The organism is Kluyvera chengduensis (genome assembly GCF_044197065.1).
Classification (GTDB): domain Bacteria; phylum Pseudomonadota; class Gammaproteobacteria; order Enterobacterales; family Enterobacteriaceae; genus Kluyvera; species Kluyvera ascorbata_C.
The window spans coordinates 151,685-168,243 of the sequence record NZ_JBIQOI010000006.1 but is presented as its reverse complement, the minus strand read 5'-3'; the positions used below and the strand labels follow the sequence as shown (position 1 = coordinate 168,243).

Below are 16,559 nucleotides of genomic sequence, written 5' to 3'. Positions count from 1 at the left end.
GATACGACTATGACCGTTTTTGATAATTATGAAGTGTGGTTTGTCATTGGTAGCCAGCACCTGTACGGGCCGGAAACGCTGCGCCAGGTGACGCAAAACGCGGAGCAGGTCGTCAATGCCTTAAATGCTGAAGCGAAACTGCCGTGCAAACTGGTGCTGAAACCACTGGGCACGCGCCCGGATGAAATTACCGCCATCTGCCGCGATGCCAACTACGACAACAAATGTGCCGGTATGATTGTCTGGCTGCACACCTTCTCGCCAGCGAAGATGTGGATCAACGGCCTGACCATCCTCAATAAACCGTTGCTGCAGTTCCACACTCAGTTCAATGCCTCCCTGCCGTGGGACAGCATCGATATGGACTTTATGAACCTGAACCAGACCGCGCACGGCGGCCGCGAGTTCGGCTTCATCGGCGCACGTATGCGCCAGCAGCACAGCGTGGTCACCGGCCACTGGCAGGATAAACACGCCCACGAGCGTATTGGCTCCTGGATGCGTCAGGCTGTCTCCAAACAGGATACTCGCCAGCTGAAAGTGTGCCGCTTCGGCGATAACATGCGCGAAGTGGCGGTCACCGACGGCGATAAAGTCGCCGCACAGATTAAATTTGGTTTCTCGGTCAACACCTGGGCTGTAGGTGACCTGGTGCAGGTGGTTAACGCCGTAACCGAAGGCGAAATCAACGCGCTGATTGACGAATATGAAAGCAGCTACCGCTTCACGCCAGCCACTCAGATCCACGGTGATAAGCGCCAGAACGTGCTGGACGCGGCGCGCATTGAGCTGGGGATGAAACGCTTCCTGGAAGAAGGTGGTTTCCACGCGTTCACCACGACCTTTGAAGATTTGCACGGCCTGAAGCAGCTTCCTGGCCTCGCCGTGCAGCGCCTGATGCAGCAAGGCTACGGCTTTGCGGGCGAAGGCGACTGGAAAACTGCCGCCCTGCTTCGCATTATGAAAGTGATGTCGACCGGTCTACAGGGCGGCACCTCATTTATGGAAGACTACACCTACCACTTTAACGGCGGCAACGACCTGGTTCTGGGCTCGCACATGCTGGAAGTGTGCCCGTCTATCGCCGTAGAAGAGAAACCGCTGCTCGACGTTCAGCACCTGGGCATTGGCGGCAAAGCCGACCCGGCGCGTCTTATCTTCAATACCCAAACCGGCCCGGCCGTCGTGGCGAGCATGATTGACCTCGGCGACCGTTATCGTCTGCTGGTTAACACCATCGAAACGGTGAAAACCCCGCACGACCTGCCGAAACTGCCGGTCGCCAACGCGCTGTGGAAAGCCCATCCAAACCTGGAAACCGCTTCAGAAGCGTGGATCCTGGCCGGTGGCGCGCACCACACCGTGTTCAGCCATGCGCTGACGCTGGACGATATGCGCCAGTTCGCCGAACTGCACGATATCGAGATTGCCGTTATCGACAACGACACCCGTCTGCCGGCGTTTAAAGACGCGCTGCGCTGGAACGAAGTGTATTACGGGTTCAAACGTTAAGCCGATTTTCCCCTCACCCTAACCCTCTCCCCCAAGGGGAGAGGGAACCGATAGTGCGCATATTCGCCTTTCCCCCTCTCCCTTCGGGAGAGGGCCGGGGTGAGGGAAATTCAGCATCGTAGGCCGGATAAGCAAAGCGCCATCCGGCATTCAGGAGTGAACATGCTTGAAGATCTCAAACGCCAGGTACTGGAAGCCAACCTGGCACTGCCAAAACACAATCTGGTGACCCTGACCTGGGGCAACGTCAGCGCCGTCGACCGCGAGCGCGGGGTATTGGTTATCAAACCTTCCGGCGTCGACTACACCGTCATGACCGCTGACGATATGGTGGTGGTCAGCCTGGAAACCGGCGAAGTGGTTGAAGGCCGCAAAAAGCCCTCCTCAGATACCCCAACCCATCGCCTGCTGTACCAGGCATTTCCAACTCTGGGCGGCATCGTGCACACCCACTCCCGCCACGCGACCATCTGGGCGCAGGCCGGACAGCCCATCCCTGCAACTGGTACCACCCACGCAGACTATTTCTACGGCTCGGTGCCCTGCACCCGCCTGATGACCGATGCGGAAATCAATGGTGACTACGAGTGGGAAACCGGCGCGGTGATCGTCGAAACCTTCCGCGAGAACAACATCGACCCAGCGCAGATGCCTGGCGTGCTGGTGCACTCCCACGGTCCGTTCGCCTGGGGTAAAAACGCCGAAGACGCAGTGCACAACGCCATCGTGCTGGAAGAAATTGCCTATATGGGTATTTTCTGCCGTCAGCTCGCGCCGCAGTTACCGGATATGCAGCAGACGCTGCTGGATAAACACTACCTGCGTAAACATGGGGCGAAAGCGTATTACGGCCAGTAATCCCGGCGGCGCCTCCTGTAGCCCGGACGAGGCGTAGCCGACTCCGGGAACTCACCAACAACCCCTGTATAAACCACCAGCACTCTCCCCTAAACCAGGCTATAATCAAGCCTGGTTTTTTTATGGATGAGCTCACGCGTGACCCAGCCACAAGCAGGTTTTCTCCTTACCCGTCACTGGCGGGACACCCCGCAGGGTACCGAACTGGCTTTCTGGCTGGCGACCGATAACGGCCCATTGCAGGTCACGCTGCCGCCGCAGGAGTCGGTAGCCTTTATCCCCGAGGCTCAGCGCGCGCAGGTTGAACGCCTGCTACAGGGTGAAAACGGCCTGCGCCTTGCGCCGCTTACGCTGAAAGATTTTCATCGCCAGCCCGTTTTTGGCCTTTACTGCCGCGCTCACCGCCAACTGATGCGGCTAGAAAAACTGCTGCGTGAAAACGGCATTACCGTCTACGAGGCCGATATTCGTCCGCCAGAGCGCTATCTGATGGAGCGTTTTATCACCGCACCTGTGTGGGTAGAAGGCACCGCGCGCGGCAATGCATTGACCCAAGCGCGCATGAAACCCAACCCGGAATACCGTCCACCGCTGAAGTGGGTATCGCTGGATATCGAAACCAGCCGCCACGGCGAGCTCTACTGTATTGGCCTTGAAGGCTGCGGGCAGCGCACCGTCTATATGCTTGGCGCGGAACCTGAGCAGCCGCCGCAGGTCGATTTTCATCTCGAATATGTCGCTAGCCGCCCGCTGCTGCTGGAAAAGCTCAACGCCTGGTTTGTCGAGCACGACCCGGACGTGCTGATTGGCTGGAACGTCGTGCAGTTCGACCTGCGCGTACTGCAAAAAAGCGCCGAGCGCTACCGGGTGCCGCTGTTGTTAGGCCGTGGAAACAGTGAACTAGAATGGCGTGAGCACGGCTTTAAGAACGGCGTATTCTTCGCACAGGCCGCCGGGCGCTTGATTATTGACGGTATCGACGCGCTGAAATCCGCCTTCTGGAGCTTCACTTCGTTTTCGCTGGAAAACGTCTCTCGAGAACTGCTAGGTGAAGGCAAAGCTATCGATAATCCGTGGGACAGAATGGACGAAATTGACCGCCGTTTCGCCGAAGATAAACCCGCATTAGCTACCTATAACCTCAAAGACTGCGAACTGGTCACGCGCATCTTCCACAAAACCGAGATCATGCCGTTTTTACTGGAACGCGCCACGGTCAACGGGCTGGCAGTCGACCGGCACGGCGGTTCGGTGGCCGCTTTCAGCCACCTCTATTTCCCGCGTATGCACCGCCTGGGCTACGTGGCGCCAAACCTTGGCGAAGTACCGCCACAGGCAAGCCCCGGCGGCTACGTGATGGACTCGCGCCCTGGACTCTACGATTCCGTACTGGTGCTGGATTATAAAAGCCTGTATCCGTCGATCATCCGCTCATTCCTGATAGATCCGGTTGGGCTGATTGAAGGCATGGCGCATCCGGATACGCAGCACAGTACCGAAGGTTTCCTTGACGCCTGGTTCTCTCGCGACAAGCACTGCCTGCCAGGGATCGTCAGCCAGATCTGGCACGCCCGCGATGAAGCTAAGCGACACAAAAATAAGCCGCTATCGCAGGCGCTGAAGATCATCATGAACGCCTTTTATGGCGTACTGGGCACCAGCGCCTGCCGCTTTTTCGATCCGCGGCTGGCGTCGTCGATCACCATGCGCGGTCACGCGATCATGCGTCAGACCAAAGCGCTGATTGAATCTCAGGGTTATGACGTGATTTACGGTGATACCGACTCCACCTTCGTCTGGCTCAAACGGGCTCACGGTGAAGAAGAGGCCAGGGTCATTGGCCGCTCGCTGGTCGAGTTTGTTAACCAGTGGTGGGCAGAAGAACTGCAAAAAAAAGGGCTGACCAGCGCGCTGGAGCTGGAGTTTGAAACGCACTTCTGCCGTTTCCTGATGCCAACCATCCGCGGCGCCGACACCGGCAGCAAAAAACGCTATGCAGGGATGATTCAGGAAGGCAGCGAACAGCGGATGCTCTACAAAGGGCTGGAAACGGTGCGCACCGACTGGACGCCGCTGGCACAACAATTCCAGCAGGCGCTGTATTTGCGCATCTTCCGCAACGAACCCTACCGGGATTTTATCCTTGAAACTATTGATAAACTCATGGCAGGCGAACTCGATGACCAGCTGGTTTACCGCAAGCAATTGCGCCGCCCGTTGGTCGAGTATCAGAAAAATATCCCGCCGCACGTGCGCGCCGCCCGTCTTGCTGATGAACACAACGTGCGGTTAGGACGTCCGCAACAGTACCAACAGCGCGGCAGCATTCGCTACGTCTGGACCACTAACGGCCCGGAACCACTGGCCTATCAGCAATCACCGCTCGATTACGACCATTATCTGACCAAACAATTAGCCCCGGTTGCTGAAGGAATTCTCCCCTTTGTCGACGATGATTTTGCTACAATAGTGACAGGGCAACTGGGTCTATTTTGACAGGTGACTAACGTCTCGCCATCCAGTACCATAGCGCCCTTTCCATTCCTGGACCAAATTCACTCGCCGCCTGCTTTCAAAGGTGGTGGATGAATATTGCCTGCAATTTATTAAAGATAGAGCCGAACGCATATGCCTTTTACACTTGGTCAACGCTGGATCAGCGATACAGAAAGCGAACTGGGACTTGGTACCGTTGTTGCAATGGATGCACGCACCGTCACCCTACTCTTCCCGGCAACCGGAGAGAATCGTCTGTATGCGCGTAGCGACTCCCCCGTGACCCGCGTAATGTTTAATCCCGGCGACACGATCACAAGCCATGAAGGCTGGCAGCTGCTCGTTGACGAAGTAATAGAAGAAAATGGCCTGCTGGCCTACATTGGCACCCGCCAGGACACCGAAGAGACCGGCGTCATGATGCGCGAAGTGCTGCTCGACAGCAAACTGGTGTTCAGCAAACCGCAGGACCGTCTCTTTGCCGGGCAAATCGACCGAATGGACCGCTTTGCTCTGCGCTACCGCGCACGTAAATACCAGAGCGAACAATACCGTATGCCGTGGAGCGGCCTGCGTGGTCAGCGCACCAGCCTTATCCCGCACCAGCTCAACATCGCCCATGACGTGGGCCGTCGCCATGCGCCGCGCGTGCTGCTGGCGGACGAAGTTGGCTTAGGTAAAACCATTGAAGCCGGGATGATCCTACACCAGCAACTGCTGTCTGGTGCCGCCCAGCGCGTGCTGGTCATCGTTCCGGAAACCCTCCAGCACCAGTGGCTGGTCGAAATGCTGCGTCGTTTCAACCTGCGCTTTGCGCTGTTCGACGATGAACGCTATGCCGAAGCCCAGCACGATGCCTACAACCCGTTTGAAACCGAACAACTGGTTATCTGCTCGCTGGACTTCGTGCGCCGCAACAAGCAGCGTCTGGAAAATCTGTGCGAAGCCGAGTGGGATATCATGGTGGTCGACGAAGCGCACCACCTGGTGTGGAGCGAAGATGCGCCAAGCCGCGAATATCAGGCCATTGAACAGCTCGCCGAGCGCGTACCTGGCGTACTGCTGCTAACGGCAACCCCGGAACAGCTGGGGATGGAAAGCCACTTTGCGCGTCTGCGCCTGCTGGATCCAAACCGCTTCCACGATTTCGAGCAGTTTGTTGAAGAACAGAAAAACTACCGCCCGGTAGCCGATGCTGTCGCCCTGCTGCTGGCAGGCAACAAGCTCAGCAATGACGAACTGAACATGCTGGGCGAGCTGATTGGCGAGCAGGATATCGAAGCCCTGCTGCAAACCGCTAACAGCGATCGCGACGGCGCGGAATCAGCGCGTCAGGAACTGATCAGTATGCTGATGGACCGCCACGGCACCAGCCGCGTACTGTTCCGTAACACCCGTAACGGCGTGAAAGGCTTCCCGAAACGCGAGCTGCACACCATTAAGCTGCCGCTACCGATGCAGTATCAGACGGCGATTAAAGTCTCCGGCATTATGGGTGCCCGTAAGAGCGCGGAAGAACGCGCCCGCGACATGCTCTACCCAGAGCAGATTTATCAAGAATTTGAAGGCGACTCCGGCACCTGGTGGAACTTCGACCCACGCGTTGAATGGCTGATGGGTTACCTGACCAGCCACCGTTCGCAAAAGGTACTGGTTATCTGTGCTAAAGCAGCCACCGCGCTGCAGCTGGAACAGGTTCTGCGCGAGCGTGAAGGCATTCGTGCCGCCGTGTTCCACGAAGGGATGTCGATTATCGAACGCGACCGCGCCGCCGCCTGGTTCGGCGAGGAAGACAGCGGCGCACAGGTGCTGCTGTGCTCGGAAATCGGTTCTGAAGGCCGTAACTTCCAGTTCGCCAGCAACCTGGTAATGTTCGACCTGCCGTTCAACCCGGACCTGCTGGAGCAGCGTATCGGCCGTCTGGACCGTATCGGTCAGGCGCACGATATTCAGATCCACGTTCCTTACCTGGAAAAAACCGCCCAGTCGGTGCTGGTACGTTGGTTCCACGAAGGTCTGGATGCCTTTGAGCACACCTGCCCGACCGGCCGCACCATTTACGACAGCGTGCATGACCAGCTCATCAACTATCTGGCGGCGCCGGAAAACAGCGACGGCTTCGACGACCTCATCAAGAGCTGCCGCGAGCAGCACGAAGCGCTGAAAGCCCAGCTGGAACAGGGTCGCGACCGTCTGCTGGAGATCCACTCCAACGGTGGCGAAAAAGCGCAGGCGCTGGCTGAAAGCATCGAAGAGCAGGATGACGACACCAACCTGATCGCCTTCGCCATGAACCTGTTCGATATCGTCGGTATCAACCAGGACGATCGCGGCGAACACCTGATCGTGCTGACGCCGTCCGACCACATGCTGGTTCCGGACTTCCCGGGCCTACCGGAAGATGGCTGTACCGTCACCTTCGAGCGCGACGTGGCGCTGTCCCGCGAAGACGCGCAGTTCCTGACCTGGGAACACCCGCTGATTCACAACGGTCTGGATCTGATCCTCTCCGGTGATACCGGCAGCAGCACCATTTCACTGCTGAAAAACAAAGCGCTGCCGGTGGGTACGCTGCTGGTCGAGCTGATTTACGTCGTTGAGGCCCAAGCGCCGAAACAACTGCAGCTTAACCGCTTCCTGCCGCCAACGCCGGTACGCATGCTGCTGGATAAAAACGGCACTAACCTTGCCGCCCAGGTTGAGTTTGAGACCTTCAACCGTCAGCTCAGCGCGGTGAACCGCCATACCGGCAGCAAGCTGGTGAACGCGGTACAGCAGGACGTGCACACCATTCTGCAAAAAGGTGAAGCGCAGATTGAGCAAGCCGCTCAGGCGCTGATTGCCGCCGCACGTGAAGAGGCGGACGAGAAGCTCAGCGCTGAACTGTCGCGTCTGGAAGCGTTGAAAGCGGTGAACCCAAACATCCGCGACGACGAACTGTCCGCGATTGAAAGCAACCGTCAGCAGGTGATGGAAAGCCTGTCACAGGCGGGATGGCGTCTGGACGCGCTGCGTCTTATCGTCGTCACTCACCAGTAATCGGAGCCGCTATGGGCATGGAAAACTACCATCCGCCACGGGACCCGTGGCTGGTGATCCTCTACCAGGATGAGCACATCATGGTGGTCAACAAGCCCAGCGGCCTGTTGTCCGTCCCGGGCCGTCAGGAAGAGCATAAAGACAGCGTCATGACCCGCGTACAGCGCGACTATCCGCAGGCGGAGTCCGTGCACCGCCTCGATATGGCGACCAGCGGCGTGATCGTCGTCGCCCTGACCAAAGCGGCAGAAAGAGAACTGAAGCGTCAATTCCGCGAGCGCGAGCCGAAAAAGCAGTACGTGGCGCGCGTATGGGGGCACCCTAAGCCGCAGGAAGGTCTGGTGGATTTACCGCTGATTTGCGACTGGCCGAACCGGCCAAAGCAGAAAGTGTGTTATGAAACCGGGAAGGCCGCGCAGACGGAGTATGAAGTGCTGGAGTATGCGCCGGATAACACCGCGCGCGTGAAGCTCAAACCGATTACCGGACGTTCACACCAGCTGCGCGTGCATATGCTGGCGCTGGGTCACCCGATTCTGGGCGACCGGTTTTATGCGCACGACGAGGCGTTAGCGATGGCGCCGCGTTTGCAGCTGCATGCGGAGACGTTAACCATTACCCATCCGCAGTTTGGTAATAGCATGACGTTTAAGGCGCCGGTCGATTTTTAGATTGTGCCGTGGTTTTCCCGGGGTCGCATACGCTCGCCCGGGCTACATTCGTGCACATTGGTAGCCCGGGCGAGCGTATGCGACCCCGGGTTCACGCACCTTATTTAAATCCCTTCTGTTCTTTTATCAGCTCGTACGCTTTCTGAATTTCCTGCGCCTTCTGCTTGGCCATCTCCATCATCTCCGGCGGCAACCCTTTCGCCACGAGCTTATCCGGGTGATGTTCACTCATCAGCTTACGATAGGCGCGTTTGATGGTCGTGGCATCGTCGCTCGGCTTCACGCCCAGCACGTTACACGCATCTTCCAGCGTCGGCCCGCGCTGCGCCTGTTGCCAACCGCCGCCCTGAGACTGCTGATGGTAGCCGCCGCCAAACTGGGCACCGCCCTGCATCATGCGCAGGAACTGGTCGAACTGAGCATGGGAGATACCCAGCTCTTCGGCAATCACGTACAGCACGTCACGTTCGTTAGGATGCAGAGAACCGTCGGCAAACGCCGCCTGGATCTGAATCTCCAGGAACATACGAATAAGATCGAAACGACCAAAGCAGACGCTACGGAACTGACGCATTTTTTCACGCAGCGGATAGTTGTCAGCTTTACCCACGCGAAACGCCTGCTGAGCCGCCGTGCGGGACTCACCGTGCAGATTCATGCGGTCCATAAACAGGCTGGCGACATGAATATCCGCTTCGGTAACGCGCCCTTTCGATTTGGTCAGATGGCCCATCACTTCAAAGGTGGTGGCAAAAAACAGCGACTGACGCTGCTGTTGATTGGCAAACCAGTTCATACGACGGCTTCGCGCCTTGTCAAACATATGGCCCACGAGCAGCCCGAGGACAACGCCCCAGAACCCTCCGCCCATCATCAGGGCGACGGCCACACCAATCACTTTTCCCCAATACTGCATATACTCCCCAAATCGTCATGCCAGCGGCTAAAATATGCATTATCATACCTGTCATTCAATGCCGTGCATAACACCTCTGGCAAGAACGGACAGGATAGACTCGATGAATTTCACGTTGCAGCCAACGGCACTGCAACTTAGAAGCCGACGAGCATTAACACTAGCGTCATCACGATGAGTACGTTAGTCTCTGACCGTTTGCAAGCCGCAATGCTATAGATGACGGAACAACAAATACAACGTATGAAAAAACGTATTCCCACTCTCCTCGCGACCATGATCGCCAGCGCCTTGTATAGCCAGCAGGGAATGGCAGCAGATCTCGCCTCTCAATGTATGCTAGGCGTACCGAGTTACGATCGCCCGTTAGTCAGCGGCCCTGCGAACGAACAGCCGGTCACTATCACGGCAGATCACGCAAAAGGTAATTATCCTGATAACGCCGTATTTAGCGGCAACGTCGATATTAATCAGGGAAATAGCCGTTTACAGGCCGATGAAGTTCAGCTTCATCAAAAACAGCCTGATGGGCAGCCTACACCGGTTCGTACCGTCGATGCACTCGGCAACGTTCGCTACGACGATAATCAGGTTATTCTGAAAGGGCCAAAAGCCTGGTCAAACCTGAATACCAAAGATACCAACGTCTGGAAAGGTGATTACCAGATGGTCGACCGCCAGGGTCGTGGTACAGCGGATGTCATGAAACAGCGCGGCGAGAACCGCTATACCATTCTGGAAAACGGTACCTTTACCTCCTGTCTGCCGGGTTCTAACACCTGGAGCGTCGTGGGTAGCGAAGTTATCCACGACCGCGAAGAGCAGGTTGCCGAAATCTGGAATGCGCGATTCAAAATTGGCCCGGTGCCAGTTTTCTACAGCCCGTACCTGCAGCTCCCGGTCGGCGATAAACGCCGCTCTGGCTTCCTGCTGCCAAGCGCGAAATACGGTAGTACCAACCACTTTGAGTTCTCATTACCGTATTACTGGAACATCGCGCCTAACATGGACGCCACCCTGACGCCGCACTATATGGACAAGCGTAGCGGCGTGATGTGGGAAAACGAATTCCGCTATCTGACCGATGCCGGTGAAGGCCTGTTTGAACTGGACTATCTGCCATCAGACAGCGTCTACTCCAGCGAACACCCTAACGATGACAATAGCCGTCGCTGGCTGTTCTACTGGCGCCACGCCGGGGTCATGGATCAGGTATGGCGTTTCAACGCCGACTACACCAAAGTCAGCGATCCTGATTACTTTAACGACTTTGACTCGAAATACGGTTCGAGTACCGACGGCTACGCCACGCAGAAACTGAGCGTGGGCTATGCGGTACAAAACTTCGATGCCACCGTGTCAACGAAGCAGTTCCAGGTCTTCGACCGCAGCAACAGCAACTCCTATTCGGCCGAGCCGCAGCTAGATATCAACGCCTACCAGAACGATGTAGGGCCGTTTGATACTCATCTCTACGCTCAGGCGGTGAAGTTCACCAACAGCAACAGCGATTTGCCTGAAGCGACGCGCGTGCACCTCGAGCCGACCATTAGCCTGCCGCTGGGCAACCGTTGGGGCAGTCTTACCACTGAAGCAAAACTGCTGGCGACGCACTACAACCAGAGCAATATCGACGACTACAACAATGACTCGAACAACGCCAACAAGCTGGCCAGTTCAGTCAACCGCACCATGCCGCAGCTGAAAGTGGACGGCAAGATGGTGTTTGAGCGCGATGTTGAGCTGACGCCGGGCTACACCCAGACGCTGGAACCGCGTATGCAGTACCTGTACGTGCCGTACCGCGACCAAAGCAAAATCAATAACTACGACTCCACGTTCCTACAGTCCGACTATACGGGTCTGTTCCGTGACCGTAGCTACAGCGGCCTCGACCGCATCGCTTCCGCAAACCAGTTAACGACCGGGGTCACATCACGTATTTATGATGACGCCGCCGTTGAACGTTTTAACGTTTCTGTTGGTCAAATCTACTATTTCACCGAGTCTCGTACCGGTGATGACAACATTAACTGGGAGAAAAACGACAGAACGGGTTCACTGGTTTGGGCAGGCGACACTTACTGGCGCATCAGCGATCAGTGGGGCTTGCGCGGTGGTATTCAGTACGACACACGTCTGAACAACGTCTCTACCAGCAGTTCAGCCATCGAATGGCGTCGGGACGAAGAACATTTAGTGCAGTTGACTTACCGTTACGCCAGCCCGGAATATATTCAGGCAACACTGCCGACTTACTCCACGGCAGAGCAGTATAAAAGCGGGATTTCGCAGGTTGGTGCAACCGCGAGCTGGCCAATCGTCGACCGCTGGTCCGTCGTAGGGGCTTATTACTATGACACCAACTCCGGCAGCGCCGCTGACCAGATGCTGGGCGTTCAGTATAACTCCTGCTGTTACGCTATCCGCGTAGGCTACGAGCGTAAACTCAACGGTTGGGATTACAACAACGACACCCAGACTGGTGGTCGTTCCAAATATGACAACTCCATCGGCTTCAGCATTGAGCTGCGTGGTCTGAGCTCTAACTACGGTCTGGGTACTCAGCAGATGCTGCGTTCCAACATCATGCCGTACCAAAGCTCGCTGTAATGTCACTGGTTAGACACATCATCCGCATTGCGGTTAATTGAAATGGAAAAAGTATGAAGAACTGGAAAACGCTGCTTCTCGGTATCGCCTTAGTTGCGAATACCAGCTTCGCTGCCCCACAGGTTGTCGATAAAGTAGCAGCCGTCGTGAACAACGGCGTCGTCCTTGAAAGTGATGTTGATGGTCTGATGCAGTCCGTCAAAATGAACTCCGGTCAGGCGGGTCAACAGCTGCCGGATGACGCTACGCTTCGTCACCAGATTCTGGAACGTCTGATCATGGATCAGATCATCCTGCAGATGGGGCAGAAGATGGGCGTCAAGATCACCGACGATCAGCTCGATCAGGCGATCGCCAACATCGCTAAGCAAAACAACATGACGATGGATCAGATGCGTAGCCGTCTGGCCTACGATGGGATGAACTACAACACCTATCGTAACCAGATCCGCAAAGAGATGCTGATTTCCGAGGTGCGTAACAACGAAGTGCGTCGCCGCATTACCGTGCTGCCACAGGAAGTCGACGCGCTGGCAAGCCAGATTGGCAACCAGAATGACGCCAGCACCGAGCTGAACCTCAGCCACATCCTGGTTCCGCTGCCGGAAAACCCAACCTCCGATCAGGTCAACGAAGCGCAAAGCCAGGCGGAATCTATCGTTGAGCAGGCTCGCAACGGTGCTGACTTCGGCAAACTCGCTATCACCTATTCCGCAGACCAACAGGCGCTGAAAGGCGGCCAAATGGGCTGGGGTCGTATCCAGGAGCTGCCAGCTATCTTCGCCCAGGCGCTGAGCACGGCGAAAAAAGGCGACGTTGTTGGTCCAATTCGCTCCGGTGTGGGCTTCCACATCCTGAAAATCAACGATATGCGCGGTCAGACGCAGAATATTTCTGTCACCGAGACTCACGCTCGCCACATCCTGCTGAAGCCGTCGCCAATCATGACCGACGATCAGGCACGTGCGAAGCTGGAACAGGTTGCAGCGGATATTCGTAGCGGCAAAACCACCTTTGAGAAAGCGGCTAAAGAGCTGTCTCAGGACCCAGGTTCTGCTAACCAGGGCGGTGATTTAGGTTGGGCAACGCCGGATATCTACGATCCATCATTCCGCGATGCGCTGATGAAGCTGAACAAAGGCCAGATGAGCGGCCCGGTTCACTCTTCCTTCGGCTGGCACCTGATTCAGCTGCTCGATACACGTAACGTCGACCGTACCGACGCGGCACAGAAAGATCGTGCTTACCGCATGCTGATGAACCGTAAATTCTCTGAAGAAGCGGCGACCTGGATGCAGGAACAGCGCGCCAGTGCCTACGTTAAAATTCTGAGCAACTAATGACGCAACACGCTCGTGTCGTTATCACTCCCGGCGAACCCGCCGGGATTGGTCCGGATCTTGTTATCCAACTGGCCCAGCGCGACTGGCCGCTTGAACTGGTCGTTTGCGCTGATGGTCGCCTGCTTACCGAGCGGGCAACGCTGCTTGGCCTTCCTCTCACGCTATTGCCCTACTCTCCCGAAAAACCCGCTGCACCACAGCGCGCCGGTACGCTCACGCTGTTGCCCGTCGCCCTGCATGCCGAGGTTACACCGGGAACGCTCAACGTTAAGAACGGTCGTTATGTTGTTGAAACGCTCGCCCGCGCCTGCGATGGCTGCCTGAGCGGTGAATTTTCCGCGCTGATAACTGGCCCAGTTCACAAAGGCATCATTAACGATGCTGGCGTCGCTTTTACCGGGCACACCGAGTTCTTTGAAGAACGCGCTGGCGCACCGAAAGTGGTGATGATGCTGGCAACCGAAGAACTGCGCGTCGCGCTGGCGACCACCCATTTGCCGTTGAAAGCGGTGAGTGATGCCATCACGGCGGATCTGCTGCGGGAAGTTATCACCATTCTGCACGACGATCTGAAAAACAAATTTGGTCTTGCCGAACCGCACGTGCTGGTCTGCGGCCTGAACCCGCATGCGGGGGAAGGTGGGCATATGGGTACGGAAGAGATAGACACCATTATTCCAGTGCTGGAAGAGATGCGGGCAAAAGGGATGAATCTGAGCGGGCCACTGCCTGCCGATACCCTTTTCCAACCCAAGTATCTTGACCATGCCGATGCCGTGCTCGCAATGTACCACGATCAGGGCCTACCCGTGCTAAAATACCAGGGCTTTGGCCGTGGCGTGAACATTACGCTCGGTTTACCCTTTATTCGCACCTCCGTTGACCATGGTACTGCCCTTGAACTGGCAGGCCAGGGAAAAGCGGATGTCGGCAGTTTTATTACGGCGCTTAACCTCGCCATCAAAATGATTGTTAACTCTAATGAATAATCGAGTCCATCAGGGCCACTTAGCCCGTAAACGCTTCGGGCAAAACTTTCTCAACGATCAATTCGTGATCGACAGCATTGTTGCGGCCATTAACCCGCAAAAAGGCCAGGCCATGGTTGAAATCGGCCCGGGTCTCGCCGCGCTGACCGAGCCGGTTGGCGAACGTCTTGACGAAATGACCGTTATCGAACTGGACCGCGACTTAGCCGCGCGTCTGCAAACGCACCCGTTCCTGGGGCCGAAGCTGACCATTTATCAGCAGGATGCCATGACCATGAACTTTGGCGAGCTGTCTGAGAAGCTCGGCCAGCCGCTGCGCGTGTTCGGTAACCTGCCGTACAACATCTCCACGCCGCTGATGTTCCACCTGTTTAGCTATACTAACGCTATTGCAGACATGCACTTCATGCTGCAAAAAGAGGTGGTTAACCGTCTGGTTGCCGGTCCAAACAGTAAAGCCTATGGTCGTCTGACCGTCATGGCGCAATACTACTGCAACGTGATCCCGGTACTTGAAGTGCCGCCGACCGCGTTCACGCCACCGCCAAAAGTGGATTCAGCCGTCGTACGCCTGGTGCCGCATAGCACTAAACCGTACCCGGTAAAAGATGTCCGCGTCCTGAGCCGTATTACGACCGAAGCCTTTAACCAGCGTCGTAAAACTATCCGCAACAGCCTGGGCAATCTGTTCAGCGTTGAGCTGTTGACGGAGCTGGGTGTAGACCCGGCCATGCGCGCGGAAAATATCTCTGTTGCGCAGTACTGCCGGATGGCTAACTATCTGTCAGAGAATGCGCCCTCGAAGGAGAGCTAGACCATGATCGATTCGCCGCGAGTTTGCGTCCAGGTACAGAGCGTCTACATTGAGACGCACTCCCAACCGGAAGAAGAGCGTTACGTTTTTGCTTATACGGTGACCATTCGCAATCTCGGGCGAAGCGCGGTGCAGCTTCTCGGCCGTTACTGGCTGATTACCAACGGCCACGGCCGTGAAACCGAAGTTCAGGGCGAAGGTGTGGTTGGCGTACAGCCGCACATCGAGCCCGGTGAAGAATATCAATATACCAGCGGTGCCGTGCTGGAAACTCCACTCGGCACCATGCAGGGTCACTACGATATGATCGATGTGGACGGCGTACCGTTCTCCATCGACATACCCGTTTTCCGTCTCTTTGTTCCCACGCTGATTCATTAAAACATGGCTACATACCTTATTGGCGACGTTCACGGTTGCTTTGATGAGTTAATCGCTCTGCTCGAGCAGGTGGCGTTCACCCCGGACGTCGATACCCTGTGGCTAACGGGCGATCTGGTCGCACGTGGCCCCGGTTCGCTGGAGGTGCTGCGCTACGTTAAATCGCTGGGCGACTGCGTGAAGGTGGTGCTCGGTAACCACGATCTGCACCTGCTGGCGGTGTTTGCCGGCATCAGTCGCAACAAGCCGAAGGATCGCCTGAACTCACTGCTGGAAGCACCGGATGCTGACGAACTGCTTAACTGGCTGCGTCGCCAGCCGCTAATGCAGGTCGATGAAGAGAAAAAGCTGGTGATGGCTCATGCAGGCATTACGCCACAGTGGGATATGGAAACCGCTAAACAGTGCGCGCGCGACGTTGAAGCGGTGCTTTCAAGCGATTCCTATCCGTTCTTCCTCGATGCCATGTACGGCGATATGCCTAACAACTGGTCGCTGGATCTCTCCGGGCTGGCACGCCTGCGCTTTATCACCAATGCCTTTACCCGCATGCGCTACTGCTTCCCGAACGGCCAGCTGGATATGTACAGCAAAGAGTCGCCGGAGAACGTTCCTGCGCCGCTGAAACCCTGGTTTATGCTGCCGGGGCCGATTACCAGCGAGTACAGCGTGGCCTTTGGTCACTGGGCTTCGCTGGAAGGTAAAGGTACGCCGGAAGGGATTTATGCGCTGGATACCGGCTGCTGCTGGGGCGGTGATTTAACCTGTCTGCGCTGGGAAGACAAAAAGTATTTTGTGCAGCCGTCAAACCGTAAGCTGGCGCCGGGCGAGAGCGAGGCGGTAGCTTCGTAGTTTGGTACATCCCCGGCGGCGCTTCGCTTGGCCGGGCTACCAAAACAAAAAACGCCGGGTGAAAATCCGGCGTTT

At 56.6% G+C, this 16,559-nt stretch carries 12 protein-coding genes; 11 read left to right on the top strand and 1 reads right to left on the bottom strand.

Annotation, left to right across the window (positions count from 1 at the left end):
• Positions 1-9 precede the first annotated feature (9 nt).
• From araA to rluA, 5 genes are all read left to right on the top strand, one after another.
• Positions 10-1,512 (top strand): L-arabinose isomerase, encoded by a 1,503-nt coding sequence (araA, locus tag ACH1XZ_RS16350; protein WP_035895433.1) that lies wholly within the window; start codon positions 10-12, stop codon positions 1,510-1,512.
• Positions 1,513-1,674: 162 nt separating this feature from the next.
• Positions 1,675-2,370 (top strand): L-ribulose-5-phosphate 4-epimerase, encoded by a 696-nt coding sequence (gene araD, locus ACH1XZ_RS16345; RefSeq protein ID WP_395596412.1) that lies wholly within the window; start codon positions 1,675-1,677, stop codon positions 2,368-2,370.
• Between the two features lie 138 nt (positions 2,371-2,508).
• The gene (gene polB / locus ACH1XZ_RS16340) at positions 2,509-4,866 is read left to right on the top strand and encodes a DNA polymerase II (protein WP_395596411.1); all 2,358 of its coding nucleotides are present in this window, start codon (positions 2,509-2,511) and stop codon (positions 4,864-4,866) included.
• A gap of 132 nt (positions 4,867-4,998) precedes the next feature.
• The gene (gene rapA, locus ACH1XZ_RS16335) at positions 4,999-7,905 is read left to right on the top strand and encodes an RNA polymerase-associated protein RapA (RefSeq protein WP_395596410.1); all 2,907 of its coding nucleotides are present in this window, start codon (positions 4,999-5,001) and stop codon (positions 7,903-7,905) included.
• An 11-nt stretch (positions 7,906-7,916) separates the two neighbouring features.
• The gene (gene rluA, locus ACH1XZ_RS16330) at positions 7,917-8,576 is read left to right on the top strand and encodes a bifunctional tRNA pseudouridine(32) synthase/23S rRNA pseudouridine(746) synthase RluA (protein WP_395596409.1); all 660 of its coding nucleotides are present in this window, start codon (positions 7,917-7,919) and stop codon (positions 8,574-8,576) included.
• 100 nt (positions 8,577-8,676) lie between these two features.
• Here rluA and djlA read toward each other — a convergent pair whose 3' ends face one another.
• Positions 8,677-9,492: a co-chaperone DjlA gene (gene djlA / locus ACH1XZ_RS16325; RefSeq protein ID WP_368300170.1), complete on the bottom strand. Its 816-nt coding sequence runs from the start codon at positions 9,490-9,492 to the stop codon at positions 8,677-8,679.
• A 243-nt stretch (positions 9,493-9,735) separates the two neighbouring features.
• Here djlA and lptD point away from each other — a divergent pair, with 243 nt between their 5' ends.
• Genes lptD through apaH form a run of 6 tightly spaced genes read left to right on the top strand, consistent with a single transcriptional unit; the run spans position 9,736 to position 16,484 of the window.
• Positions 9,736-12,105 (top strand): LPS assembly protein LptD, encoded by a 2,370-nt coding sequence (gene lptD, locus ACH1XZ_RS16320; RefSeq protein WP_395596408.1) that lies wholly within the window; start codon positions 9,736-9,738, stop codon positions 12,103-12,105.
• A gap of 53 nt (positions 12,106-12,158) precedes the next feature.
• Positions 12,159-13,445, top strand: coding sequence for a peptidylprolyl isomerase SurA (gene surA / locus ACH1XZ_RS16315; RefSeq protein WP_395596407.1), 1,287 nt, complete (start codon positions 12,159-12,161; stop codon positions 13,443-13,445).
• Entirely contained in the window at positions 13,445-14,437 is a 993-nt protein-coding gene (gene pdxA, locus ACH1XZ_RS16310; RefSeq protein ID WP_395596406.1) for a 4-hydroxythreonine-4-phosphate dehydrogenase PdxA, read from the top strand. The genes surA and pdxA overlap by 1 nt, the downstream gene beginning before the upstream one ends.
• On the top strand, positions 14,430-15,251 hold the full coding sequence (gene rsmA / locus ACH1XZ_RS16305) for a 16S rRNA (adenine(1518)-N(6)/adenine(1519)-N(6))-dimethyltransferase RsmA (RefSeq protein WP_035895418.1): 822 nt from the start codon (positions 14,430-14,432) through the stop codon (positions 15,249-15,251). The genes pdxA and rsmA overlap by 8 nt, the downstream gene beginning before the upstream one ends.
• Positions 15,252-15,254: 3 nt before the next feature.
• Positions 15,255-15,632, top strand: a complete 378-nt coding sequence (gene apaG / locus ACH1XZ_RS16300) for a Co2+/Mg2+ efflux protein ApaG (RefSeq protein WP_395596405.1) — start codon at positions 15,255-15,257, stop codon at positions 15,630-15,632.
• A 3-nt stretch (positions 15,633-15,635) separates the two neighbouring features.
• Positions 15,636-16,484 carry a bis(5'-nucleosyl)-tetraphosphatase (symmetrical) ApaH gene (apaH, locus tag ACH1XZ_RS16295; protein WP_395596404.1) on the top strand — a complete coding sequence of 283 codons (849 nt, stop codon included), beginning with the start codon at positions 15,636-15,638 and terminating at the stop codon, positions 16,482-16,484.
• Positions 16,485-16,559 lie beyond the last annotated feature (75 nt).